Genomic DNA, 25,655 nt, shown 5'->3' on the forward strand with positions numbered 1-25,655 from the left:
CCGCCGCTCAAATGACGATGCCTGGACGATGTCTCGGGCGCCCGATGTCCAGCGCAGCTACGCGGAGCATGCTACCTCAGGTACACATTATACCAGCATACCAAATTCGCAAGCGGCCGCGGCACTGCTCTGACCATTTGTTTGCCCGTCGTTTACCTCCTGTTCAACGGCAAAGAGCGATCATCGCGCTGAACCGCCGATCGGCGGGATGATTCGCAGCCAACAAAGGCCCATGCTCGAAACTTCACTCTACAGCCCGGTCAAGGCCTTCCTCGAAGGCCTGGGATTTATGGTCAAGGGCGAGATCGGCGGCTGCGATCTGCTGGCGCTGAGTGCCGACTCTCCACCGATCGTCGTCATCTGCGAGCTGAAGCTGAAGTTCAATCTCGAGCTCATCCTCCAGGGCGTCGACCGTATGGCGGCGAGCGACGAGGTCTGGCTCGCGGCATGCATGTCGGCCCGCGGCAAGGGCCGCGAGAGTGACGTGAGATACCGCAATCTCTGCCGTCGGCTCGGCTTTGGCCTGCTTGGCGTGCGACCGAACGGCGAGGTTCAGGTGCTGCTCAGCCCGACGGCATTGGCCCCGCGTCGGGATCCCCGGCGCCGCTCGAAACTAATCGACGAACATCGGCGTCGGCAGGGCGATCCTGTCGCCGGCGGCGGCTCACGTGCGCCGATCATGACCGCTTATCGCCAGCAGGCATTGGCATGCGCCGCAGCACTCGCCGACGGCCCAAAACGGCCGCGTGACTTGAAGCCCAACCTGCCGAACGCACCTAAGATTCTGCTGCACAACGTGTATCGCTGGTTCGCGCGCACCGATCGCGGGATCTACGAACTGACCGCCCAGGGCCGTGAAGCCTTGCAGCGCTGGCCGCAGCCCGATCGCAGCCACGCCGCTGCCTGAGACAGGCAACGCCGGATTTCGCGCCCTGCTCTCCGCGACAATCACGGCTTTCGGCCAGACAGCACTCAGTACAAGACAGCACCTCAGTCACGGAACCATATTTCGACACGATGGTTTTGTCGTCACCGAATTGATCGTCCGCTGAGCAAACGGAAGGAAACGGCCATGCGCCTATCGACGACAATTGCCACACTTTCGGCACTGGCCCTTGCCTCGCCGGTCTATGCGCAATCCGTGGGACCAGAGCTTGCCCCTGTGCCGCCGACGGCGCCGCAAACCTTGCCGGAGCAAGCCACGCCCCAAGGGACCACTCCCGACCAGGCTACACCGGACGATGCCTTCTCCGCCCAGAATTTCACCGCAGTGACAATCGTGGCGATGGAGGATCTGCCTCCTGACATCAAGGCACAGGCGGAGGCCGTCGTCACCCAGACCAGCGCCGAGGATTTGCGCATCCTGCAAAGTTCGATCGACGCATCGCCGCAGGCGGCATCGGCACTGGCGGCGAACGGGCTCAATTCCACGCAGGTCGTGGCGGCCAATATCGACGGCGACGGCACGCTGACGCTGATCATCCAGACGACGACGTGAGCGGCTGAAAGCGGACAAGCCGGCTCCGGCACGGAACCAAAGCCCGCCTGATCGCGGAGGACTATCATGGTCGAGGCTGCAGTTCGCAACTTCACCATCAATTTCGGGCCACAACATCCCTCCGCTCACGGCGTCCTGCGGCTGGTGCTCGAACTCGACGGCGAGATCGTGGAACGCGCCGATCCCCATATCGGCCTGCTGCATCGCGGCACCGAAAAGCTCATCGAATACAAGAACTACCTGCAGGCCTTGCCCTATTTCGACCGGCTCGACTACGTCGCGCCGATGAACCAGGAGCATGCATTCTGTCTCGCCGCCGAGAAGCTCCTCGAAATATCGGTTCCGAAACGCGGACAGCTCATTCGCGTGCTTTTCTGCGAAATAGGCCGGCTGCTGTCGCACCTCCTCAACGTCACCACGCAAGCCATGGACATCGGCGCGCTGACGCCGCCGCTCTGGGGTTTCGCCGAGCGCGAGAAGCTGATGGTCTTTTATGAGCGCGCGTCCGGCGCCCGCATGCACGCGAATTATTTCAGGGTCGGCGGCGTGCATCAGGATCTGCCGCCGGAACTCCTCGACGACACCTGGAAGTTCTGCGATCCGTTCCTCAAGGTCTGCGACAATCTCGACGAGCTGTTGACCGAGAACCGCATCTTCAAACAGCGCAATGTCGATGTCGGCGTGATCGGCCTCGATGATGCCTGGGCCTGGGGCTTTTCCGGCGTGATGGTGCGCGGATCGGGGGCATCCTGGGATTTGCGCAAGGCGCAGCCATACGAATGCTATTCGGAGATGGATTTCGATATTCCGGTCGGCAAGCATGGCGACTGCTACGACCGCTATCTCGTACGCATGGAGGAAATGCGCCAGTCGGTGCGGATCATGCGGCAATGCCTGGAAAAGTTGCGCTCACCCGAAGGCCAGGGACCGGTCGCGATCCCGAACCACAAGATCACGCCGCCGCCGCGTGCCACGATGAAGCGCTCGATGGAAGCGACGATCCACCATTTCAAACTCTACACCGAAGGCATTCGCGTGCCGAGCGGTGAAGTCTATGCCGCCGTCGAGGCGCCGAAGGGCGAGTTCGGCGTCTACCTCGTGTCGGACGGAGGCAATGTTCCCTACCGATGCAAGATCCGCGCACCTTCGTTCGCTCACCTGCAGGCGATGGATTTCCTGTCCCGAGGCCATATGATCGCCGATGTTGCCGCGATCATCGGCTCGCTCGACATCGTGTTCGGAGAAATCGATCGTTAGTCACGTCGAAGGGTCGCGGGTCCATCCTAGCCAGATCGCACCTGCCTCGACTGCGCTCGAACGCCGGTCGGACGACGGCTCTCACTTGCGGCGGGCCAACTCAAATTCTCGCATCAAAACGGACGCATGGCCGCGACTAGGCGCAGCCAAGCGTCGAGGACTTTCACAATCTGCGCGGCCCGACGTGGCACGTGCCCTTCCAAGTTCGGAAGCGCTCTCCACGGCGCGGAAAGAACGCGTGTTCCGCCGTCCCTCGTACCGCGTCAATGCGCGATCAATCCCTTCAACCAGGCAACAAATCTGTTGCCGCGGACTATCCCGCGCACCCTGGCAGCGGCCCATCGCGCTTGCATCGTAGCACCGACATGGCAATGGCAAACGATTTGGTGCAACTGCCGATCGCTCAGTTCGAAGAAGCGCTTTGCCTCACCGTAGGTATCGTCCTTCAGCCCCATGGCACGCAGAACCGGATCCTCGAAGGCGACGGTGAGCGGCGTTCCAGCACCACGCGATCTGTCGCGCGCTTCCCTGTTCATATATTCGGTGCCTGGAAGCGCCCCAAGGCATCGCGTCGGATTTTGTTCGAGAAGTTCCGCCCAACGTTCAATCCGCTGGTTTCGAGTCATCGCCGGATACGCCGCGAAGGACTCAACTTCCGCGACGGCTTGCAGTTGGTCGAGTGTTTGATGTTTCATGGTCGGCTCCTGTCGACAGGTGAATTTGCCCACGCCTTTATGAGCAATTATCGCGCCGTGGAGCGCTGACAAGGCCGGACCGCCGCAACATGAAGCATATGAATCACCTACCCGGTGAAACGGCGCTCTAGTTCGAACGCGCCGGCACCGCTCGGTGGGTTCGATGTCGACCCGTTAACCCGACTACCGCATTCCGGACAGGAACTTTTGCGGAAGCTTGCCGTTTGGCTTTGCGTTCGCTTCGGCGGCTGCAATATCAGTCTTGAAAGCAATTCCGTTGGACACGAAGCCTCAAAGCGTCGAACGAGACGTCGAGCCTGTAAATGAAACTCGGGAGCAACCGGCCCGGGTGCGAGAATCTCGTGGGCGATCGGCACAGCCCCGGCAGGAAAAGCCCGACGGGAATGCCTCGCAGCGAAAGGCCGGTCTGCTCGGCTTTCCCAGGTGCCATCCCTATGCGGCCGCAGCGATAGCACTTGCGCTGTTGCTGGGCGCGGCAGGCATCGCGATCTGGTGGCTGAACGCTCGCCAGTACGAATCGACCGACGACGCCTTCATAGACGCGCGCACGGTGACGATCGGCGCGCAAATAGCCGGTCGCGTTACCGAGCTGGCGGTTACCGACAATCAGCATGTGCAGGCCGGCGATGTCCTCCTGCGTATCGATGACAGCGACTATCAGGCAAACCTGAAGCAGGCCAATGCCGGCGTCGCTGCGGCCGAGGCCGCAATCGTCAATGTCACCGCCCAGGTCGAGGCTCAAAACGCAAAGGTGAACGCTGCCCAGAGGCAGGTTGCCCAGGCCAAGGCGGCGCTGGATTTCGCCAAGGCCGAGGATCAACGCAACCGCGAACTCCTGGCCAGGGGCACGGCAACGCAGCAGCAGGCGCAGCAGGCGGCATCGACGTTGCGTCAGGGCCAGGCCGCGCTGGACAGCGCCGAGGCCAATGTCGCCTCGGCAAAAAGCCAGGTTTCGGTCTTGCAGGCACAGGCCAGGAGCGCCGAGGCGCAGCTCGAGCAGGCCAAGGCCAGCCAGGAGCAAGCTCGCACGACGCTGTCGCGCACGACTATCACAGCACCCGCAGCCGGGCGCGCAACGAGCATTTCCGCCGCGAACGGCACCTACGCCCAACCCGGCCAGGTATTGATGATGTTCGTTCCCGACGAGGTCTGGGTGAAGGCCAACTTCAAGGAGACGCAGCTCGATCTGATGCGGCAGGGACAGCCGGTCGAGATCGACATCGACGCCTACCCGGACAAGTCCTTCCATGGCCGCGTCGACAGCATCCAGGCCGGCAGCGGCACCGCCTTCAGCCTCCTGCCGGCTGAAAATGCCACCGGCAATTACGTCAAGGTGGTGCAGCGCGTGCCGGTCAAGATCGTCTTCGACAAGCCGCCGGATGTGCTTCTCGGTCCCGGCCTGTCGGTGGTGCCGACGGTCAAGGTGCGATGAACGGCGAAACCGCCAGAAATCAGGGCGAAAGCCGATCCGCCGCCGGGACGCACAATCCCTGGCTTATCGCCGTCGTCGTCTCCATCGCCACTTTCATGCTGGTGCTGGACACCTCGATCGCCAATGTCGCCCTGCGCAATATCGCCGGCAGCCTGGCGGCCGGAATGGACGAAAGCACATGGGTGATTACCACCTATCTCGTTGCCAACTCGGTGATCATCCCGGTCAGCGGCTGGCTGGCAAACGTCATCGGCCGCAAGCGCTACTACATGCTCTGCGTTGCGACCTTCACCGTCGCGTCGCTGCTGTGCGGACTGGCGCCCAACCTGGAACTGCTCATCCTGTTCAGGGTCCTTCAGGGACTCGGCGGCGGCGGCATGGCGCCAAGCGAGCAATCGATCCTTGCCGATACGTTCCCGCCAGAAAAGCGCTCGCAGGCCTTCGCGCTTTACGGCATTGCGGTCATCGTCGCACCGACGGTCGGGCCGACGATCGGCGGCTGGCTGACGGACCATTTCTCCTGGCACTGGATCTTCTTCATCAACGTGCCGTTCGGCATCCTGTCGCTGGCGCTGGTGCAGTGGCTCTTGGTCGAACCGGACGTACTCGAACGCGAACGCAAGGAACGGCTGAAAGGCGGCCTGAAGATCGATGGGGTCGGTTTCGTCCTGGTGGCGATAGCCTTGGGGTGCCTGGAGATCTTTCTCGACCGGGGCCAGCGTTACGATTGGTTCGCCTCGAATTTCATCACCACTTTCGCAGTGATTTCCGCGATCGCGTTCCTGCTGCTTATCCCATGGGAAATCAGTCGCAGCGATCCGGTCGTCGACATGCACCTATTGTTCACGCGCCAGTTCGGCACGGCGTTCCTGGTCATGATGGCAGTCGGTGCTATCCTGTTCAGCACCACCCAGATCGTGCCGCAGCTGCAGCAGACGACATTTGCCTACACCGCGACGCTCTCGGGCCTTTCGATGATGCCGGGCGGCATCGCCATGCTGATCTTGATGCCGGTGTCCGGATTTGTAGGCAGCATCGTGCAGCCCAAATATCTGATCATGATGGGCATGTCGGTGGTCGCAGTGGCCCTTTGGCATATGACCTCGCTTACTCCGGACGCCAGCTTCCGCTTCTTTGCCTTTGCCCGTGTCTTCCTGATGGTCGGGCTGCCGTTCCTGTTCATTCCCATTTCAACCGCGGCCTATGTCGGCCTGCCCCCGCAGAAGACCAACCAGGCATCGGCGCTGATCAACGTTGCACGCAATATCGGCGGCAGCATCGGCGTCTCGCTGTCCAACACCGTCATTTCGCAAAGCTCCCAGATCCATCAATCGAATCTGGTCGGCCACACCGTGCAATCGTCGCCCGCCTATCAGCAGGCGCTTCGGCAGGCGACTGAGCATTTCGTCGCCCAGGGTTCACCGATGGTCGAGGCGAAGCAGCAGGCGATCGGCTGGCTTGGTCAGTTGATCGCCCGCCAGGCCACGCTGCTCGCCTATATCGATGTCTTCCGCTACTGCGCGGTGGCAACCGCCCTGCTGGTTCCGCTGGCGCTGCTGCTGCGGTCAAGCAAGTCGGGTGGCAGCCAGCCGAATCCCGAAATGGGCTGACCGGCAAGTGCGACGGTGTGGTTTTCAAAAACGGGCAAGCCGGGAACCAGCCGACCTGTTGCGTTGTTCTGCGCCAAGAGGAGATGATTACGATGGCCACTATTCCCACACCCGAGCCGACACCGACGCCGGTGCCACCGCCTCCCATTCCCGATCCCAAGCCCGTGCGTGAGCCGGACCCCGACAGGCTCCCCGACGAGGACCCCGTTCCCAACCCGGATGAAAACGACATTCCACCGAAGCGGACGGCTTTTAGCCGGCAATTGCCGTGATCGTTCTGCAGTGTGTACTGCGATTGCCTGCGCCCGTGGCGCCGCCTGTCAGATTTCGAGCATGGCGTAGGGGCGGCCGGTCGGCTTGGCGACATGCATGGCAACGTTATAGACCGACGCCCCGCCCGGCGTGCGGCCCTCGTAAGCGCCGCGATGCGCATGACCATGCACAACCGCGCTGACCTGGAACCGGTCTATCGTCTCGGCCAGACGTGACGAACCGAGAAACGGGAAGATCTCCAGCGGCTCGCCTTCGACCGTCTCGACGACCGGCGCGTAGTGCAGAACGACAAGCGTGCGTTTGGCGCGGACCTGCCGCATCGCGTTTTCAAGCCGCATCGCTTCGTTCACGCTTTCCGCCACCATCGACTTGATGGCCGGTTCGCCGAAGGAGCCGAGCATGCGCGACCCAAAACCGCCAACGAAACCCTTGACCCCCACGAACCCGACCTCGTGAATCTCCGTCGCCTCGCCGTCGAGGAGGTGAACGCCCGCCTGGCGCAGAATATCGGTGACCTGCTCGACGGCGCCTGACTCATAGTCGTGGTTGCCAAGCACGGCGACGACCGGGATCGTGCAGGCACGCAGTTCCTCGGCAAGGATTTCGGCCTCCCTAGGCTTGCCGAGATTGGTAAGGTCGCCCGTCAGCACGAGAACCTGGGCTTCACGCGACATCTCGCCGAAAAGGTCGCGGTACGAGGCCTGGTCCTCCTTGCCGACATGCAGATCGCCGATGGCGGCGACCTTGAGAGTGCCGCCATTTTCCGCCTTTGCCGAAGCAGATTCGAGCCCGTCAGCCATCGCTATATTCTCCTTCACCGCCAACGTCGGCAAAGCCCCATTGCTTGACGTCGATCTCATAGTCGGTTCGTGAAAGCATGCGCCCGCGGCAGATCCGCATCCGGGAAGGCGGCAATTCGCGCTGCTTGGCCAGCCGGTCAAGCAGTTCGTCGAGCAGCCACGCGGGCACCCGGTCGCGCTCCGTCGGATAGATCCATCGGAAGTTCAAGAGATGCATCAGCAGAACTTCCCAATGGACTTCCATGTAGGAAAGCAGCCTTTGCCAGTCGATCTGGTCGTGCGCCTTGAGGATGGTATGCGCGACGTCGGCCCCATCGTGGCGGCCGCGGTCCTGGATGAAGCATTTGGACCAGATAAGCTCGGTTGGGCCGATGATCCGCACCTGGCTGCCCAGCAATTCGGCCTGGCGAGCATGCTCCAGCCACTGGTCGTCGACTGGCATTGTGCCGTTCATCGAGGTGAAGATGACGTCGAAAAAATGCGTGCCCTTGAACACTTTGCCCAGCCACCGGTCGTCCTCGACCACGACGGCGTAGCCGATCTGCTTGAAATGGGCGAGGATGCGCGCGCAGTCGCCGGCCTTGCAGAAAATGTCCAGATCCTTGGTCGGGCGGGTGATCCCGGTATAGGCGCTTACGGCATAGGTGCCGGCGACGAGAAAGGGGATGCCGGTCGCGACAAGCTCGCGGATCGCTTCGATATAAAAGACCTCCGCTTCGGCATTGCGAGGCGTCGGGGCGGCTTTTGGATCGACCGACGGAACTGATAACGGGATGGCGCTTTTCGGTGGGGGATCGATGATCATAAGCAATGGCTCCTGGCTCGGCAGACCAGCAGCCGCCTGTATCTAATAGCCAAGCATGCCCGATGGTTCCCGCCTGCTGCATCAGGCCGACACGCCGCCGTGGCCGGCCTTCGAAGCGGCTATGGGCGTCGGTTGCGGCGGCGGCCATAAAAAGAAAAAATATGTGAGCGGCTATTTTTGGAGTCAAAATCGCAGCGCGGTCGGCCTCAAACGCGTCGGGATCGGCTCAAACGCGTCGAGGCGGAGTGGACCCGCCATCATCCTCCGGTCCAGCAAGGATTGGCTTCAACATGGTTCCGGAGCTGTCGGAGGCGCTGCGCACCCGGCTTAACAGCCACTTGAGCGCCCGTAGCCAAACCGACTCTGTTTTTCGGAACGCTGCAGGCGGCGTGGCGAAAAGCCCATTCTCCATTTTGTAGTTCCTCACTGTCTCAGTCCAATCGGCGTTCTTCAACGAGCAAAACCGGTGTTGGTTCCGCCTCGCCGTCGGGGAATGCGGGCTGGCCAGGCGAAGCCACCATTATGGGTTCAAGCAGGTTAGTCTCGCGCGGCAAGATCAGCGCCTCGCGAGATCGCATCCTCGGCGACCAACTCGCGTAATTGCTAGCCGGCGAGATTCAGCTCGTATCCTGGTGAGCCGGCTCTGGACACGGTCCGCGAAGGCTGAAATTGTGACCGGTATTTCCAGTTGCAAATTTGGTTGGGCTCGGCGGGGATGGCGCTGGTTTCTGAAGACATTGCCAGCCATCCGGCATTGCGTCGGCACGTCCAGGCTCAGTCGCGGACGCTGCTCCAGACCTATGAAGCAACCCCGCGGCTGGCTTCGGTGTTCGCCACGCAGCAACGCTGGCTGATGGCCCATATCGGCCTTGCCTTGTATTTCGATCGAGAGCCGGACGACCATCGCAAGGGACTTACGTCCGCACGGTTCATGGACGGCATCCGCCGGCATTCGGTGGCCAGCCGCAACACCGCCGATGCCTTCCTGAAGGAGATGCTGCATTACGGTTTCATCCGGCATCTGCCGATTAAATACGGGCGCATCCGTCCCTTTGAGCCGATCGCGGGCACTCTGGAGACGGTTGCCGGCTGGGTCATGGCTCATCTGAAAACGCTGGACAGCCTGGACGGTGGATCTCGACTGGCAGCATTCGTCGCACAACCGGACGTGCTCGCCAAACTGCAGCCGCTGGTGGCTGACGGCCTGCTTTCGTCGCATGCCGTGCGGGAGCCGAGACAGACCTTTTCCTTGTTCACCTGGCTCGACAATGGCGGCATTGTCATGGATTGGCTGATGTCCGGCATCGATCCCGATCATGCCGACCTGGACCGAATTCCGACTGGTGTCGTCTCAATCGGGGATTTCGCGAACTGGCTCAAGCTTTCCCGGACCCACCTGTCACGCAAATTGCGCGCTGCCGAGGAACTTGGCAGCATTGGCTGGCTGGGCCAGCGCGGTCATTCGGTCATGTGGGTGTCGAGCGAGTTCTATCAGGAATACATGACCGCCCAGGCGGTCAAGCTCGCCATCATCGATGCAGCCTTCGACAGTTGTGTTGTAACTCCCGACGCCAGCTGAACCGCGAGCCGAACGCGGTCGTGGCGGCCTTGGAGCCGCCGCGACGAAGGTCTGGCATTTCAATCGATATCGAACGACACGCCCTGCGCAAGCGGCAGCGCCTTGGAATAATTCACCGTATTGGTAGCGCGCCGCATATAGGCCTTCCAGGCATCGGAGCCGCTCTCGCGGCCGCCGCCGGTTTCCTTCTCGCCACCGAAGGCGCCGCCGATCTCGGCCCCTGACGTGCCTATATTGACGTTGGCGATGCCGCAGTCCGATCCGTCGACGCCAAGAAAGCGCTCGGATTCCTGCAGGTCGCGGGTAAAGATCGACGATGACAGCCCCGCTCCCACCGCATTGTGTTCTTCTAGCACGGCGTCGAAGTCCGAATATTTCATCACGTAGAGGATGGGCGCGAAGGTCTCGTCCGTTACTGGCGAAACCTGCCGCGGCATTTCGACCAGCGCCGGACGCACATAGTAGGCCTCGGGATGGCCGTTCTCGACCCGCATTCCGCCGGTTATCTTACCGCCATGCGAAGCCGCCTCCTCCAGCGCCTTCTGCATATTCTCGTAGGCAGCCTTGTCGATCAGCGGGCCGACCAGAGCGCTTGTCTCCAGCGGATTGCCGACCGAGACGCTTTCATAAGCCTTCTTCAGGCGAGGAACGAGCTGGTCGTAGACGCTCTCATGCACGAACAGGCGCCTGAGCGTCGTGCACCGCTGACCGGCCGTGCCCATGGCGCCGAAGGCGATGGCGCGGAGCGCCATGTCGAGATCGGCCGTCGGGCAGACGATGCCGGCATTGTTGCCGCCGAGCTCCAGCACGGCACGGGCAAAGCGCTTCGCCAGCCGTGGTCCGACGTCCCTGCCCATGCGCGTCGAGCCGGTGGCCGAGACCAGCGGCACCTTGGGATGATCGACCAGGATCTCGCCGACGGCGCGGTCGCCGATCAGAACCGGCGCCAGTCCCTTCGGCGCATCGCCGAAACGTTCTGCTGCACGCTTGAAGATCGCTTCGCAGGCGAGCGCCGTCAGCGGTGTCTTCTCGGACGGCTTCCACACCACCGCGTCGCCGCAGACCAGCGCAAGTGCTGCGTTCCACGACCATACCGCCACCGGAAAGTTGAAGGCCGAGATGACCCCGACGACGCCGAGCGGATGCCAGGTTTCCATCATGCGATGGCCGGGACGCTCGGTGGCGATGGTCAGGCCGTACAGTTGCCGGGAAAGACCGACGGCGAAATCGCAGATATCGATCATCTCCTGCACTTCGCCAAGACCCTCGGATGGGATCTTGCCGACTTCGATCGATACCAACCGGCCAAGCTCGGTCTTGTGTGTGCGCAATTCCTCGCCGAGCAGCCGCACCAGTTCTCCACGCTTGGGAGCTGGTACCTGCCGCCACGCCAGGAAAGCTTTGTAGGCATTGTCGATGGTCGTCGTCGCATCGGCCGGCGAGATGGTCTTCAGCGCGGCGATCTGCTCGCCGGTCACCGGGCTGCGGACGATGAGGTCGCCGCCCGTGAGCGCGCCTTCGGCAACGCCCAGTTTCGCCAGAAGCCCGGCCGTTTCCTTCGCAATCGTCATTTTCATCCCTTTCAGATCCCGTCGCTCATATGGCGTCGGGCCAAGCCTTGCGCCATACCCGCCCCTGCCGGTCGGCACACCAGGCGCTGTCATGGCGTGGCATTACTCGCTTCAAGGAAAAATCGCCACCCCGGCATGGTCTAAGCAAAGGTCAGACCGTTGAACCAGGCGAAGGCGTCGGATCAATGCGCCGTTTGCTTGGCGCCTTCTTTCATCAGCCGGTCGATATGCATGCGGATATGCGCGGCCTCGGCGGCCGTATTGGCAAGCGCGATGGCGCGGTCGAAAGCGACGCGCGCCTCCTCGCCGCGGTCAAGCTGCATCAGCAGTCCGCCCTTGAGGCCGAAGAAATGGAAATAGCCGGAAAGCCTTCCCTCCAGCGGCTCGATCATGGCGAGTGCGGCTTCCGGTCCACGCACCTTGGAGACCGCGACGGCGCGGTTGAGCGTCACCACCGGCGACGGCTGCATCTGCTCGAGCAGACCGTAGAGCAGGTCGATCTCGTTCCAGTCCGTATCCTCGGGTTTTTCCGCCCGCGCATGCAGTGCGGCGATCGCCGCTTGCACCTGGTAGGGACCGGGCTTGCGATGGCGCAACGCCTTGTCGACCAGCGCCAGCCCTTCATCGATCATCTTGCGGCTCCACAGGCTGCGGTCCTGGTCTTCGAGCAGCACGATCTCGCCGTTCTCGTCGAAGCGGGCAGGCGAGCGTGCATGCTGCAGCAGCAACAGCGCCGTAAGGCCCATGATCTCCGGCTCGGTCTGGAACAGCCTGAGCAGCAGCCGGGCCAGCCGGATCGCCTCTTCGCAAAGCGGCGCACGCGCCGATGCCTCGCCGCTATTGCTGGAATAGCCTTCGTTGAAGATCAGGTAGACCATGGCAGCGACGGCGGCGAGCCGTTCGGAGCGCTCGACCGCTCCCGGCGTCTCGAACGGCACCCCGGCGTCGGCGATACGCGCCTTGGCGCGCGTGATACGCTGCTCCATCGCGCTTTCACCGACGAGGAAGGCGCGGGCGATCTGCTTGACCGTCAGGCCGGAGACGATGCGCAACGCCACGGCGATCTGCTGTGTGGCCGGCAGGTCTGGATGGCAGCAGATGAACAGCAGCCGCAAAATATCGTCACGGTAATGCGCCCCGTCCAGCCGCTCGGCGACGTCGCTCTCGGCATCTTCCAGGTCGGAGATCTGGTCCTCCTCCGGCAGCGGCGCCTGCTTGGCGCGCTTGCGCACCGCATCGATGCCGCTGTTACGGCCGACGAAGATCAGCCAGGCTGCCGGATCGCGCGGCGGGCCGTTTTTCGGCCAGTTGTTCAGTGCCCTGAGGCAGGCGTCCTGGAATGCTTCCTCCGCCGCGTCGAGGTCGCGGAAGTAGCGCAGCAATGCCCCCATCACCTGCGGGCGAGCGGTGCTGATTGCCGTGCTGATCCAGGCGAGTTCGGTCATGCGGAAACCTTGGCGGGATTGAAGAGCGAGACCGGCCGGATTTCATAGGAGCCGCCGCTCGGGTTGACCTCGGAAAGCTCACGCGCGAAGTCGACAGCCTCATCGAGGTCGGCGCATTCGAGCGTGTAGAAGCCGAGGAACTGTTCCTTGGTTTCGGCAAACGGGCCGTCGATGACGATCGATTCGCCCTTGACCTTCCTCAGCGTCGTCGCCGCGGTCGTCGGCAAGAGCCGCGCCACCGGGCCAAGGCGGCCCGCCTGGGCATATTTTTCCTGCACACCCAGAAGTTTTTCCATGACGGCATCGTCCTGCTCCTTGCTCCAGGAGCAGACGACGTCTTCAGAGGCATAGCAGAGGATCGCGTAGAGCATGGTTCGTCCTTTTCTCTGTCAAAGGACGAAACACTAGGACCGATGCCGACATGGCGTCGACAAAAAAATACGCCGCGGTCCGACGTCAGCTTTCTCTCGCCTTCAGCCATCTCAAGACCAGGGCCTCCTCGTCGTCGAGGCCGGCGATCGAGCGCTTGCCTTTGTTGGCATCCGCCATTTCGTCGAGCAGCCGTCCTTCGGACCAGGCGCGGAACACTTCCGGATGGATGTAGCATTGGCGACAAACCGCGCGTGTGTTGCCGAGCCGCTCGGCAACCTTGTCGATGACATTGTTCATCACCCGCTTTTGCTGCGCCTGGCTTTCGGGACGTTCGGTTTGGGCAAACAGCGACGCGGCATGAATGGTGCCGCCCCAGGTTCTGAAGTGCTTGGAGCTGAACTCCGCTCCGGCATTCTCCCTGATATAGCGGTTGACGTCGTCTGAGCGCACCGGATGCCTGTTTCCGCCCTCGTCGAGATACTGAAACAACTTCTGCCCCGGCAAGTCCTGCGCTCCGCGCACGACCTTGGCAATCCGGCGATCGACAAGCTTCAATCTCCATTCCTTGCCGGATTTGCCGACGAAGGCAAAACGCAGGCTCGAGCCCCTGATGTCGACATGGCGGTCCCGCAGCGTGGTCAGCCCAAAACTCTTGTTGTCGCGTGCATAGGCGGCATTGCCGACACGGATCATCGTGTTGTCGAGCAACCAGACTATAGCCGCCACGACGCGTTCCAGCGGCAGGCCGTGACGGCGCAAATCGACGTCGATCTGCCGCCGCAGTTCGGGCAGGCCTTCGGCGAAGGCGACCAGGCTCGAATATTTGACGCCGTCGCGCTCCTCGGCCCAGTGCGGATGATAGCGGTATTGCTTGCGCCCGCGCTGGTCCCGACCGGTCGCCTGGATGTGACCGTCGGCATCCGGCGAGATCCAGACATCCGTCCAGGCCGGGGGGATGGCGAGCGCCTTGATGCGTGCCAGCGCCTCCCCGTCGACAATCCGCCCGTCGGGTCCTTTGTACGAGAACCCCTTGCCCGAACGCAGCCGGCGAATACCGGGTTCAGTGTCGATGACATAATTGAGCGAGGCCCGAACGGCCGAGGCTTGCGCGCCGTTCTCCGGCGCTCCATTCTGCCGCACCCCGTTCTTTGGTGCAGCTTTCCTCACAGCCGATTGGCCAGACGACGATCCGGATTTGTCCAGCATGTCCTCTCCACGGAATTTCCGTAGATAAGCCGCTTGCCGGCTGCGGGTTCCACCGCCTCTTGATCTCTTGGTTCCAGCCTATCGCCGCCGCCGTGCAACGAAGACGTGCGTCATCACGCCTTTTCTAGGACGACCGGTATGACGTCGACCGCCTGTTCGCCGACCTGCCCGCCCGTGGTTTTCAACACGCCGACGATCGGCGCCACATCGGAGTAGTCGCGGCCATAGCCGACCGTGATATGGTCGTTGCTTGCCCGCATGCCATTGGTCGGATCGAATTCCTGCCAGCCGGCATCGCGCCCGCACCACACTTTGACCCAGGCATGCATGGCGTCGGCGCCTTCGAGCCGCGGCTTTCCGCGCGGCGGGATGGTGCGGAGGAACCCGCTGACATAGCCGGCAGGAATGCCGAGGCCGCGCAGGCCGGCGATCATGATGTGGGAAAAATCCTGGCAGACGCCGCGCTTCAGGCCGAAGGCGTCGCTGGCCCGCGTCTGCACGGTGGTCGCCTCGCCGTCATAGGTGAAATCGCGGTGAATACGGTTGCACAGAGCCATGGCCGTGCCGACTGTCGAACTGCCGGCACTGTCTTTCGCATAGGCAGTGATTGCCGGGTCGATGCCGGCATGATCGCTGGCGGCCAGAAAGTGATGCGGCGACGCCGGCGCCAGCGAGTGCACGGCGCCGAGTTCTTCCCTCAGCCGGCGTATGTCCGGCGATACGTCGAGCCCGGGCTCCTGCCGCGATACTGAAACACGCGCGCTCATCCTGATGTCGAGCGCATCATGCGCGTCACGAAAGGCGATCGAGGTGACACTGTTGCCGAAAAAGTCGGAAAAGTCGGAGCGTTCGCTGGGCGCCGGCACAAAAGACAGTGAAGCGGCGACGACGCGCTGCACGCCAGGGATGGTCGGCGGCAGCACGCGCACCTGATGGCGGCCGCCGCCGGCCGCCGCATCATAGTCGTAACGCAGGTGAAGCCTGATGTCGTAGAGCATGCTGTCTCTACCCGAAATAGGCTTTGGCGAGGCTGTTGTAGAGCCCGCCGATTTCATTGGCGAGATCGCCGAGGGCCTCGGCCGTCATGTCCGAGGGCTCCTTGATGGCGATCGACGTGTTGAGCTGCAGAATTTCCTTGGCCGCCGGCGACATATGGCCTTCAGCGCCGACGGAGGGCAGCAGCGCGATTTCGGCCTTCAGCCGTTCGAGCTGGAAAAGGATCGAGCGCGGGTTGAGCGGATCGAGCGCCAGAAGGTCGACCACCGTGCGCCGCCCCGCCTGCACCGGATATTGCCGACGGTGCGTCATGACGCTGTCGCCGATCTCCAGCATCATGTCGAGTGCGCCTTCAGGCGCCTGGGCTCTGGTCAGCCGGGCGAGCGTGCGGGCGATCTGGATGCCGCGTTCGAGCCTGCGGCCGATTTCGAGGAAACGCCAGCCGGCAAAGCGGTACATGTTCTCGTGCAGCAGGCCGGAAAACCCGGCCAGCTTGCGCAGGATCACCGTCATTGCCCTTGTCGCGTCATCGCCCGGCGCCACCGTCGCGGCAAATTGATGGATGGTCTTCGACAGATCCTTCAATGCCAGCCAGCCATCCGGCGAGAAACGGTCTCGGATCTGTCCGGCACTGTAGACGGCGCTGTCCAGGGTGCTGATGAGCCCCAATGGGATTGCCGTCTCGACATCGATGCCGAACGGCGCGAGATAGTCCCTGATGTCGGCAAGCAGCGGCATCTCGGGATCGGATGTCTCGGCCAGCCGCACATGGTAGGCGCGCAGGATGCGCACCGTGTCTTCCGACCGCTCGATATAGCGCCCAAGCCATGTCAGGTTTTCCGCCGCGCGGCTGGGCAGGCTGCCTGGCAAGGTTCGGGTAAAGCTGTCGTGCTCCTGCGGCAGCAGCGTCTCGCGCTCCACCGGCCTGTCGCTGACCACCCAGACATCCGCCGCCTGGCCGCCGCGCTGCATGGCGATGGCCGTCGGGTCGAGCGAAAAGCCGACACGGGCAAAACCGCCCGGCATCACGGTCCAGCCTTCGGGCGTCCGCGCCAGATAGACGCGCAGGCTTGCCGGCCGCGGCTCCAGCCAGCCGCCGACATAGACCGGGGTGGTCGATAGCGTCACCGCTTCCTGGCCGACGAAGTCGCCGCCGTCCCGTTCGATCCGGGCGACGAGTTCGGCCCGCTCCTCGACCGACAGCGCTGACCCGAGCTTGGTCGAGCCGTCATCCTCGAAGGCAAGCCGCGTCGACAGCGCCGGGCCGATCACCATGCTATCGATATTGGCGAGCACATGCTCGCGCTCCGCCTCCTGCCCGCACCACCACGTCGCGACGGTCGGCAGCAGCAGCTCCTCATTGCGCAGTGCGCGCGAAATCTTCGGCAGGAAGGCGAGCAGCGCGCGTGTCTCCATCAGGCCGGAGCCCAGCGCGTTGACGGCCGAAACCGCCCCCTGCCGGACCGCTTCGACCAGCCCCGGCGTGCCGATCTGCGAGTCCGGCCGCAGTTCGAGCGGATCGGCGAAGGCGGCGTCGAGCCGCCGCCACAAGACGCTCACCGGCATCAGCCCCGAAACCGTGCGCACCATCAGCCTGCCGCTCGAGACAGTCAGGTCCTCGCCCTCGAGCAACATGATGCCGAGATAGCGGGCGATATAGGCATGTTCGTAATAGGTTTCGTTCAGCGGTCCCGGCGTCAGGATGGCGACACGGCCGCCGGCTTGCTTGGCCATGCCGATCAGCGCATCGCGAAAACGGCGGAAGAAGCCGGCCAGGCGGTGCACATGCATCTCGCCGTAAATGTCGGACAGCGCCCTTGTGGTGGCGACGCGGTTTTCCAGTGCAAAGCCGGCGCCCGATGGCGCCTGTGTGCGGTCGCCAAGCACCCACCAGCGGCCATCCGGGCCACGGCCGAGCTCGAAGGCGCAGAAATGCAGGAAATGGCCGCTGGCCGGCCTGGTGCCGACGACCGGCCTCAAATATTCCGGGCTGGCCGCGATCAATCCGGCCGGCAGAATGCCTTTCTCGACCAGCCGGTTCGGCCCGTAGATGTCGGCGATGGTCTCCTCGAACAGATCGGCGCGCTGGACCAGGCCGGCGCTGATGTCAGCCCATTCCTGCTCCTCGATCAGCAGCGGCACATGCGCCAGCGGCCATTCCCGCTCATTGGCGCCGGCCTTGTCATAGACGCGGTAATAGACGCCGGCATCGCGGAGGTATTGGTCGGCGCGGGCGAAGCGCTGGGCAAGCTTTTCCGGCCCCAGGTCCTCCAGCGCCTCGATGAAGTGCCGCCAGGCCGGCCGCGGATTGCCCGACGCATCGACCATTTCGTCGACGACGCCGTCGATCGGCTGGTAGTGCTCCAGCAGACTGTGGGTCTGCGGCTTGCTGCGCAGCCTTTTGTGATTCCCCTTCGCCATGGCTGATCAGAGTCTTTGCGGTCGCCGAAGGTCAAGGGTCATCGGGAAATCTTCAGAGGCTTCTTCGTTGCGCAGTACATAGCTGGACGGCGTATGGCCACGCGGCTCGAAGCGGGCGAGCCGCCGCGCCTCCGCTTCGTTGCCGTTGACGGGGAACGTGTCGTAGCTGCGCCCGCCGGGATGCGCGACGTGGTAGACGCAGCCGCCGACCGCGCGGCCCGACCAGCGGTCATAGATGTCGAAGACCAGCGGCGTGTTGACCGGCAGCGCCGGATGCAGGCCCGACGCCGGCTGCCAGGCCTTGAAGCGCACGCCGGCCACCGCGATCTCGCGGTTGTCGGTCACCTTCATCGGCACCAGGCGGCCGTTGCAGACGACCGCGTGACGCTCCGGGTTGAGCCCCTCGGTCTTCACCTGCAGCCGCTCGACGGAGGAATCGACAAAGCGCACGGTGCCGCCGATGGCGCCTTGCTCGCCCATGACATGCCACGGCTCCAGCGCTTGCCGCAGTTCCAGCTTGATACCGGCATGCTGGACCTCGCCGCAGAACGGGAAGCGGAATTCGAGCTGGGCGTCGAACCATTCCGGACGGAACGCAAAGCCGTTCAGCTTGAGGTCGTCCAGCACATCGAGAAAGTCAGCCCAGACATAATGCGGCAGCATGAAACGGTCGTGCAGCGAGGTGCCCCAGCGCACGAAGCGGCCGTCGAGCGGGTTCTTCCATGCCCGAGCGATGATGGCGCGCACCAGCAATTGCTGCGCCAGGCTCATGCGCGCGTTGGGTGGCATCTCGAAGCCGCGGAATTCGACCAGCCCGAGCCGGCCGGTCGGCCCGTCCGGCGAAAACAGCTTGTCGATGCAGATTTCCGAGCGATGGGTATTGCCGGTCACGTCGGTCAGAAGGTTGCGGAACAGCCGGTCGACCAGCCACGGCAGGGGTGCCGCGCCCTTGTCCGGATGCGGCACCTGCGCCATCGCGATTTCGAGTTCGTAGAGCGAATCGTGGCGTGCCTCGTCGAAGCGCGGCGCCTGGCTGGTCGGGCCGATGAACAGGCCGGAGAACAGATAGGACAGCGACGGATGCCGCTGCCACTGCAGCACCAGGCTTTTCAACAGGTCGGGGCGGCGCAGGAACGGACTGTCATTGGGCGTTGCGCCGCCGACGACGACGTGGTTGCCGCCGCCGGTGCCGGTATGGCGGCCGTCGATCATGAACTTGTCGGCGCCAAGCCGCGTCTGCCGCGCCTCCTCGTAGATCGCCGTGGTCGTCGCCACGCAATCCTGCCAATTCGCGGCGGGGTGGATATTGACTTCGATGACGCCGGGATCGGGTGCCACACGGATGACGTTGAGGCGCGGATCGTGCGGCGGGCCGTAACCCTCGATATGCACAGGCAGGCCAATAGCCTTTGCCGCGTTCTCCGCCGCCGCGACCAGTTCGAGATAGTCCTCCAGCGCCTCGACAGGCGGCATGAACACACAAAGCCGTCCGTCGCGCGGCTCGACCGAAAGTGCCGTGCGCACGGCGCCGCCGATCTCGGTGATCTCCTGTTCGACGCGGTCCTGCTGGCCGGTAACGGCCGTGAAGGAAACGGCCTGCTGGCGTCGCGCCATTTCGTCGGCGCCTTCAAGTTCGGCCGACGCAGGCGAAGAAGCAGAATCGGGCAAGATCGCCTCACGCGCCGGCAATGGTCCGCGCGGCAGCGATGGGTCGACCGGCACGATGTAGGGGAACTGCGCCGGCGGCACGTAAGGCAGCGTGCCGAGCGGCAGGCGGTAACCTACCGGTGAATCTCCCGGCACCAGGAACAGCCTGCCGCGCCGCGTCTTCCACTTCTCCGAGCGCCAGCGCGGTCCTGACGCCTGGCTGTTCCAGCGCTGGACAGGCAGCACATAGCCCGACGGCTTGGTCAGCCCGCGTTCGAACACCCGCGCCATGCGGCTGCGCTCCTCCGGGTCCTCCAGCTTCGAATTGGAAGGATCGACGTTGTCAGGCAGCTTGCCTTCCTTGAGCAGCCATTCGGCGGGATCCTCATAGGCTTCGCTGACCATGGTCTTGTCGATGCCGAGTTCGTCGGCAATCGCGGTCAGCAGGCTCTCGGCCTGCATCGGTCCGACATCCGCCTCGCTCTTTTCATGCGCGATCAGCGACGGGTCGCTCCACACCGGCTCGCCGTCGGTGCGCCAGTAGAGCGAGAAGGTCCAGCGCGGCAGGCTTTCGCCGGGATACCACTTGCCTTGCCCGTAATGCAGGAAGCCGCCCGGCGCGAAGCGCTCGCGCAGCCGGCGGATCAGCGCATCGGCCTTTTCGCGTTTGGTTGGCCCGACGGCGGCGGTGTTCCACTCTGCAGCCTCGAAATCGTCGATCGAGACGAAGGTCGGCTCGCCGCCCATGGTCAGCCGCACGTCGCCGGCATCAAGCGCGGCGTCAACCTGGTTGCCCAGCGCATCGAGCGCCTGCCAGCTTTCGTCGGAAAACGGCTTGGTAATGCGCGGATGCTCGGCGATGCGGTCGACCCGCATGTCGAAGCCGAACTCGACATTGGCGAAGCTCGCCATGCCGGAGATCGGCGCGGCATTGCGGAAATGCGGCGTTGCCGCGAGCGGCACATGGCTTTCGCCGGTGAGCAGGCCGGAGGTCGGGTCGAAGCCGATCCAGCCGGCGCCCGGCAGATACACCTCGCACCAGGCATGAAGATCGGTGAAATCGGTCGCCGTGCCGGGCGGCCCGTCAAGCGCGACGAGGTCGGGCTTCAGCTGGATCAGATAGCCGGAGACGAAGCGCGCGGCGATGCCGAGGTTCCTCAGTATCTGCACCAGGAGCCAGCTGGAATCCCGGCACGATCCCTTGCCGGCGGCCAGTGTTTCCTCGGGCGAGAAGACGCCGGTTTCCATGCGCACGATATAGGCGATCTCGCGCTGCAGCCGCGCATTGAGGTCGACGACAAAATTGACGGTGTTGGTCGGGCCGCGGTCGAGGGTTTTGAGGAATGCCCCCAACAGCGGCCCCGCCGGTTCCGGCGTCCGGTAGATGGTCAGATCGTCCCTGATCTCTTCGGGGTATTCGAACGGAAACGTCTCGGCCGAGGGCTCGACGAAGAAATCGAACGGATTGTAGACCGTCATGTCGGCAACGAGATCGACCTCGATCTTCAGTTCCGTCACCGGCTCGGGGAAGACGAAGCGGGCAAGGAAATTGCCGTAGGGGTCCTGCTGCAAATTGACGAAGTGATTTGCCGGCCCGACCTTCAGCGAATGGCTGAGCACTTTCGTGCGGGAATGCGGCGCAGGCTGCAACCTTATGACTTGCGGGCCCAAGACAACGGGCCTGTCGTATTTGTAGTGGGTCAGGTGATAGACGGCTGCCAGAATTGCCATGGTGCCCCTGAGGTCGGTGTTTCAAAAGGAGTTCGCTGAACCCTGACACGAATGCTGAGCATTCTCCAAGCAGAGATGTTGCGCTGCACCTAAATTAAGCAGCTTTCATAGCTCACGAAACGGAGCGCCGACCCCGGGATTCCGCAGTGTGGCGGCAAGACGTTACAACGCTGCAGAGCCGAAGTGCGGCGGGTCAGCACCGGGCGCTTCCCGCCGATATCGATGATCGGCAGCACACGCGATGCTTGGTCGAAAAGAAGCTGAAAGAAAAACCCGCCTCGGTGGGCGGGTCGTCGGCGCCGATTGGCACCATAGCGAAATTAATAGCATAGCTGCCGGCACAAAGCAAGAACAAAATGTGGCACCGTCGACGAAAATTGCCGATCTCCCGCCTTGCGGGGGAGATGCCAGGCAGTGGCGCCCTGGAAGCGGAGGACACCTGCCAATGCTAAAAGAACGCCTGCAAACCGGTCTGCGCCCGCCCGAGGATCAGCGCATGCACGTCATGCGTGCCCTCATAGGTGTTGACCGTCTCCAGGTTCTGCGCGTGGCGCATGACGTGGTAGCCGATCTGGATGCCGTTGCCGCCATGCATGTCGCGGGCCTGGCGGGCGATGTCGAGCGCCTTGCCGCAATTGTTGCGCTTGACCAGCGAGATCATCTCCGGCGCCATTTTGCCTTCATCCATCAACCGCCCGACGCGCAGGCTGCCCTGCAGGCCGAGCGCGATTTCGGTCTGCATGTCGGCGAGCTTCTTCTGGAAAAGCTGCGTCCCGGCCAGTGGCTTGCCGAACTGCTTGCGATCAAGGCCATACTGGCGGGCGCGGTGCCAGCAATCCTCGGCCGCGCCCATCGCACCCCAGGAGATGCCGTAGCGCGCCCGGTTGAGGCAGCCGAACGGTCCTTTGAGACCCGAGACATTGGGCAGCAGCGCATCTTCGCCGACCTCGACGCCTTCCATCACCACTTCGCCGGTGATCGATGCGCGCAGCGACAGCTTGCCGCCGATCTTCGGTGCCGACAGCCCTTTCATGCCCTTTTCCAGGACAAAGCCGCGAATCTGGTTGTCATGCGCGCCCCCAGTTTCGTCGGACAACTTTGCCCAGACGACGAAAACATCGGCGATCGGCGCGTTGGAAATCCACATTTTCGAGCCGGAGATCCTGTAGCCGTTCACGGTCTTCTCGGCCCGCGTCTTCATGCCGCCCGGGTCGGAACCGGCATCAGGTTCGGTCAAGCCAAAGCAGCCGATCCATTCGCCCGACGCCAGCTTCGGCAGGTATTTCCTGCGCTGTTCTTCCGAGCCATAGGCATGGATCGGATACATCACCAGCGACGACTGCACGCTCATCATCGAGCGATAGCCGGAATCGATCCGCTCCACTTCCCGCGCGACCAGCCCGTAGGTGACGTAGTTGGCGCCGAGCCCGCCATATTCCTCGGGGATGGTAATGCCGAGCAGACCCGCCTCGCCCATTTCGCGAAAGATCCCGGCGTCGGTCTTTTCCTCGAGGTAGGCTTCCTCGATCTTCGGAGCGAGCTTGTCGGCTGCAAACGCCGCGGCGCCATCGCGCACCATGCGCTCGTCCTCCGAAAGCTGGTCCTCGATCAGGAAAGGATCATCCCAGACGAATGCGTTCTTGTCGGCGGCCATGGCTCTCGGTCTCCCAAACTCATGCATGTCGCCCAAAGCTTGCCCGCGGGCCTGACCCGAGGGTGTTCGGCAGCCTGGAGATAACGACATGCATCGAAACACAAATCTTGAAACGCGCGGCTTATCGGCTCCCGTCCTGAAAAAATCAAACGAAATAGCTTCGCCGATCTATGAGCATTGGTGATGGATCATCAATGTCGAGCGCCGCCGTCTGACCTGCCACAGCCCGGCTCGCGAAATTATTTCCGCTTTAACGCATCGGCCAACGCGGCGCCGAACGCGCCCTGCTGCGCCGGCCGCTCCGGCTGGCGTTGGGGCGCCGGCGCACGCGGCACCGGCCTGCTGCCATTGTCGCGTGGCTTCGGTGCGCCACCGTCGCCATCCTTGCGCATCGACAGGCCGATGCGCTTGCGCTTGATATCGACGTCGACGACACGCACTTTGACCACGTCGCCGGCCTTGACCACCTCATGCGCGTCCTTGATGAACCGATCAGCCAGTTGCGAGACGTGCACCAATCCGTCCTGGTGCACGCCGATATCGACGAAGGCACCGAAGGCCGCGACATTGGTGACGGTGCCTTCAAGCTGCATGCCGGGCTTCAGATCTTTGATGTCGTCGATGCCATCGGCAAAGGTCGCGGTCTTGAAGCCGGGGCGCGGATCGCGGCCGGGCTTTTCCAGCTCCGCCAGGATGTCGCGCACCGTCGGCAGGCCGAAGCGCTCATCGACGAAGACGCGCGGATCGAGCGCCTTGAGTGCGGCGCTGTCGCCCATCAGAGAGCGAACGTCGCGCCCGCAGGCCGCAACGATCTTCTTGGCCACGCCATAGGCTTCCGGATGCACGGCAGAGGCATCGAGCGGCTCGCTGCCGTCGGGAATGCGCAGGAAGCCGGCGCATTGCTCGAACGCGCGGGGTCCAAGGCGGGAGACCTTCAACAGTTCTCGGCGGCTGGCGAACGGGCCGCTCGCGTCCCGGTGCGCAACGATCGCCTCGGCCAGCGATGCGCCGAGACCCGAAACCCGCGCCAGAAGCGGCGCCGACGCCGTGTTGAGGTCGACGCCGACGGCGTTGACCGCATCCTCGACCACCGCTTCCAGCGAGCGGCCGAGGCGGTACTGATCGACGTCGTGCTGATACTGGCCGACGCCGATCGACTTCGGCTCGATCTTGACCAGTTCGGCGAGCGGATCCTGCAGGCGCCGGGCGATCGACACCGCCCCGCGCAGCGACACGTCGAGGCCGGGAAATTCCGCCGCCGCCGTTGCCGAGGCGGAATAGACCGAGGCACCGGCTTCGCTGACGATCACCTTGAGCGGCTTCGGCCCGGACCCGGCAGGCATGTCAGCCAGCATGTCGGCCACCAGCCTTTCGGTCTCGCGGCTGCCGGTGCCGTTGCCGATCGAGATCAGCTCGACCTTATGCAGCCGGATGAGCTTGGCCAGTTCGGCCTGCGTGCCGCGGACATCGTTCTTCGGCGGGAATGGATAGACCGTCGTCGTCGCCAGCAGCTTGCCGGTGCCGTCCACCACCGCCACCTTGACGCCGGTGCGAATGCCCGGATCGAGGCCCATCGTCGGCCGTGAGCCGGCAGGGGCGGCAAGCAGCAAATCCTTGAGATTGCGGGCGAAGACATGGATCGCTTCTTCCTCGGCCCGTTCACGCAAGTCCCGCATCAGATCGAGCGTCAGGTGCAGCGACAACTTGATGCGCCAGGTCCAGCTGGCTACTTCCATCAGCCAGCGGTCTCCCGGCAACTGGCGGCCGATGGCATAAGCATCGGCAATCATCCGCTCGACCGGCTTCACCGGCGAGGCATCGTCGGCATCGACCTCGATGTCGAGCGACAGAACCTCCTCGTTGCGGCCGCGCAGCATGGCCAGCGCGCGATGGCTCGGCACGTTGGCCCAGCGCTCGACATGGTCGAAATAGTCCGAAAATTTGGCGCCGGCCTCCTGCTTGCCGTCGACGACGCGCGACCGCAGGAATGCGCGTTCCTTCATATAAGTCCGCAATCTGCCGACCAGGTCGGCATTCTCGGCGAACTGCTCGGACAGGATGTCGCGCGCACCCTCGAGCGCTGCCTTGGCGTCTGCCACGTCTTCGCTGATGTGGGCCAGCGCCAGCTCGGCGGGCATGGCCGTACGGTCGGCGAGAATAGCTTCCGCCAGCGGGCTCAGCCCACGCTCGCGCGCGATCTCCGCCTTGGTCCGGCGCTTCGGCTTGTAAGGCAGGTAGATGTCTTCGAGTTCCGCCTTGGTCACGGCAGCAGCGATTTTCGCTTCAAGCTCCTCGGTCAGCTTGCCCTGCTCGCTGATCGAACCAAGGATGGTGTCGCGGCGCGCGTCGAGTTCGCGCAGATAGGCGAGCCGCTCGGCAAGATCGCGCAGCTGCGTGTCGTCGAGGCCGCCGGTGACCTCCTTGCGGTAGCGCGCCACGAACGGCACTGTCGCGCCGTCGTCCAGCAAACCGATCGCCGCCGCAGCCTGTTCGGGCCGCGCGCGGATTTCGGCTGCTATGATGGTTGCGATGCGCTTGATGTCGGATGCCATGTCCTACCTGTCGTTGGTCGAAAAGAGCAGCGACCATAGGCGGAGACGCCCGCTGCGCCAACCGCAGCGTTTTCAACCCGCTGAAAGGTC

The 25,655-nt window shown here is 63.5% G+C and carries 19 protein-coding genes; 7 read left to right on the forward strand and 12 right to left on the reverse strand.

The window, feature by feature from the left end:
• The first annotated feature begins 232 nt into the window (after positions 1-232).
• The 3 genes from NKH17_RS03750 (at position 233) to NKH17_RS03760 (ending at position 2,755) form a co-directional block, all read left to right on the forward strand.
• Positions 233-907, forward strand: coding sequence for a DUF2161 domain-containing phosphodiesterase (locus tag NKH17_RS03750; RefSeq protein ID WP_352478434.1), 675 nt, complete (start codon positions 233-235; stop codon positions 905-907).
• A gap of 165 nt (positions 908-1,072) precedes the next feature.
• On the forward strand, positions 1,073-1,498 hold the full coding sequence (locus NKH17_RS03755) for a hypothetical protein (RefSeq protein WP_254817016.1): 426 nt from the start codon (positions 1,073-1,075) through the stop codon (positions 1,496-1,498).
• A 66-nt stretch (positions 1,499-1,564) separates the two neighbouring features.
• On the forward strand, positions 1,565-2,755 hold the full coding sequence (locus tag NKH17_RS03760; protein WP_352896998.1) for an NADH-quinone oxidoreductase subunit D: 1,191 nt from the start codon (positions 1,565-1,567) through the stop codon (positions 2,753-2,755).
• A gap of 263 nt (positions 2,756-3,018) precedes the next feature.
• Here the strand turns inward: NKH17_RS03760 and NKH17_RS03765 are convergent, their stop codons facing one another.
• The gene (locus NKH17_RS03765) at positions 3,019-3,450 is read right to left on the reverse strand and encodes a hypothetical protein (RefSeq protein WP_254817079.1); all 432 of its coding nucleotides are present in this window, start codon (positions 3,448-3,450) and stop codon (positions 3,019-3,021) included.
• A gap of 349 nt (positions 3,451-3,799) precedes the next feature.
• Between NKH17_RS03765 and NKH17_RS03770 the strand changes: the two genes are divergently transcribed.
• The 3 genes from NKH17_RS03770 to NKH17_RS03780 all read left to right on the forward strand — a co-directional run bounded on the left by NKH17_RS03770 (position 3,800) and on the right by NKH17_RS03780 (position 6,785).
• Positions 3,800-4,903: an HlyD family secretion protein gene (locus NKH17_RS03770; RefSeq protein ID WP_352896999.1), complete on the forward strand. Its 1,104-nt coding sequence runs from the start codon at positions 3,800-3,802 to the stop codon at positions 4,901-4,903.
• Entirely contained in the window at positions 4,900-6,513 is a 1,614-nt protein-coding gene (locus NKH17_RS03775) for a DHA2 family efflux MFS transporter permease subunit (RefSeq protein WP_352800047.1), read from the forward strand. The genes NKH17_RS03770 and NKH17_RS03775 overlap by 4 nt, the downstream gene beginning before the upstream one ends.
• Before the next feature lie 92 nt (positions 6,514-6,605).
• A complete protein-coding gene (locus NKH17_RS03780) occupies positions 6,606-6,785 on the forward strand; it encodes a hypothetical protein (RefSeq protein WP_254817012.1) in 180 nt (59 codons plus the stop codon).
• Between the two features lie 48 nt (positions 6,786-6,833).
• On the opposite strand, the gene NKH17_RS03785 is transcribed toward NKH17_RS03780, so the two are convergent.
• Together NKH17_RS03785 and NKH17_RS03790 are read right to left on the reverse strand one after the other, a co-directional pair.
• Positions 6,834-7,586, reverse strand: a complete 753-nt coding sequence (locus NKH17_RS03785; RefSeq protein WP_352478321.1) for a metallophosphoesterase family protein — start codon at positions 7,584-7,586, stop codon at positions 6,834-6,836.
• Positions 7,579-8,391, reverse strand: a complete 813-nt coding sequence (locus tag NKH17_RS03790) for a nucleotidyltransferase family protein (RefSeq protein ID WP_352897001.1) — start codon at positions 8,389-8,391, stop codon at positions 7,579-7,581. Before NKH17_RS03790 ends, NKH17_RS03785 begins: the two co-directional genes overlap by 8 nt.
• A 715-nt stretch (positions 8,392-9,106) precedes the next feature.
• Between NKH17_RS03790 and NKH17_RS03795 the strand changes: the two genes are divergently transcribed.
• Positions 9,107-9,970 carry a hypothetical protein gene (locus tag NKH17_RS03795; protein ID WP_352802047.1) on the forward strand — a complete coding sequence of 288 codons (864 nt, stop codon included), beginning with the start codon at positions 9,107-9,109 and terminating at the stop codon, positions 9,968-9,970.
• 59 nt (positions 9,971-10,029) lie between these two features.
• Here the strand turns inward: NKH17_RS03795 and amaB are convergent, their stop codons facing one another.
• From amaB to NKH17_RS03840, 9 genes are all read right to left on the reverse strand, one after another.
• Positions 10,030-11,541 carry an L-piperidine-6-carboxylate dehydrogenase gene (gene amaB, locus NKH17_RS03800; protein WP_352800179.1) on the reverse strand — a complete coding sequence of 504 codons (1,512 nt, stop codon included), beginning with the start codon at positions 11,539-11,541 and terminating at the stop codon, positions 10,030-10,032.
• Positions 11,542-11,723: 182 nt separating this feature from the next.
• Positions 11,724-12,986, reverse strand: a complete 1,263-nt coding sequence (locus NKH17_RS03805) for an RNA polymerase sigma factor (RefSeq protein WP_352800041.1) — start codon at positions 12,984-12,986, stop codon at positions 11,724-11,726.
• Complete coding sequence (locus tag NKH17_RS03810; protein ID WP_254817007.1) at positions 12,983-13,357, reverse strand: YciI family protein; 375 nt, start codon at positions 13,355-13,357, stop codon at positions 12,983-12,985. The genes NKH17_RS03805 and NKH17_RS03810 overlap by 4 nt, the downstream gene beginning before the upstream one ends.
• An 85-nt stretch (positions 13,358-13,442) precedes the next feature.
• Complete coding sequence (locus NKH17_RS03815; RefSeq protein ID WP_254817006.1) at positions 13,443-14,564, reverse strand: DNA topoisomerase IB; 1,122 nt, start codon at positions 14,562-14,564, stop codon at positions 13,443-13,445.
• Between the two features lie 113 nt (positions 14,565-14,677).
• Positions 14,678-15,562 (reverse strand): transglutaminase family protein, encoded by an 885-nt coding sequence (locus NKH17_RS03820; protein WP_352897004.1) that lies wholly within the window; start codon positions 15,560-15,562, stop codon positions 14,678-14,680.
• Between the two features lie 7 nt (positions 15,563-15,569).
• Positions 15,570-17,981, reverse strand: a complete 2,412-nt coding sequence (locus tag NKH17_RS03825; RefSeq protein WP_352802051.1) for a circularly permuted type 2 ATP-grasp protein — start codon at positions 17,979-17,981, stop codon at positions 15,570-15,572.
• A gap of 6 nt (positions 17,982-17,987) precedes the next feature.
• On the reverse strand, positions 17,988-21,359 hold the full coding sequence (locus tag NKH17_RS03830; protein WP_352897006.1) for a transglutaminase family protein: 3,372 nt from the start codon (positions 21,357-21,359) through the stop codon (positions 17,988-17,990).
• Between the two features lie 448 nt (positions 21,360-21,807).
• Positions 21,808-23,013, reverse strand: coding sequence for an acyl-CoA dehydrogenase (locus tag NKH17_RS03835; RefSeq protein WP_352897008.1), 1,206 nt, complete (start codon positions 23,011-23,013; stop codon positions 21,808-21,810).
• A 239-nt stretch (positions 23,014-23,252) separates the two neighbouring features.
• On the reverse strand, positions 23,253-25,565 hold the full coding sequence (locus NKH17_RS03840; protein ID WP_352897010.1) for a Tex family protein: 2,313 nt from the start codon (positions 25,563-25,565) through the stop codon (positions 23,253-23,255).
• Positions 25,566-25,655 lie beyond the last annotated feature (90 nt).

The organism is Mesorhizobium sp. M1334, assembly GCF_040317995.1.
Classification (GTDB): domain Bacteria; phylum Pseudomonadota; class Alphaproteobacteria; order Rhizobiales; family Rhizobiaceae; genus Mesorhizobium.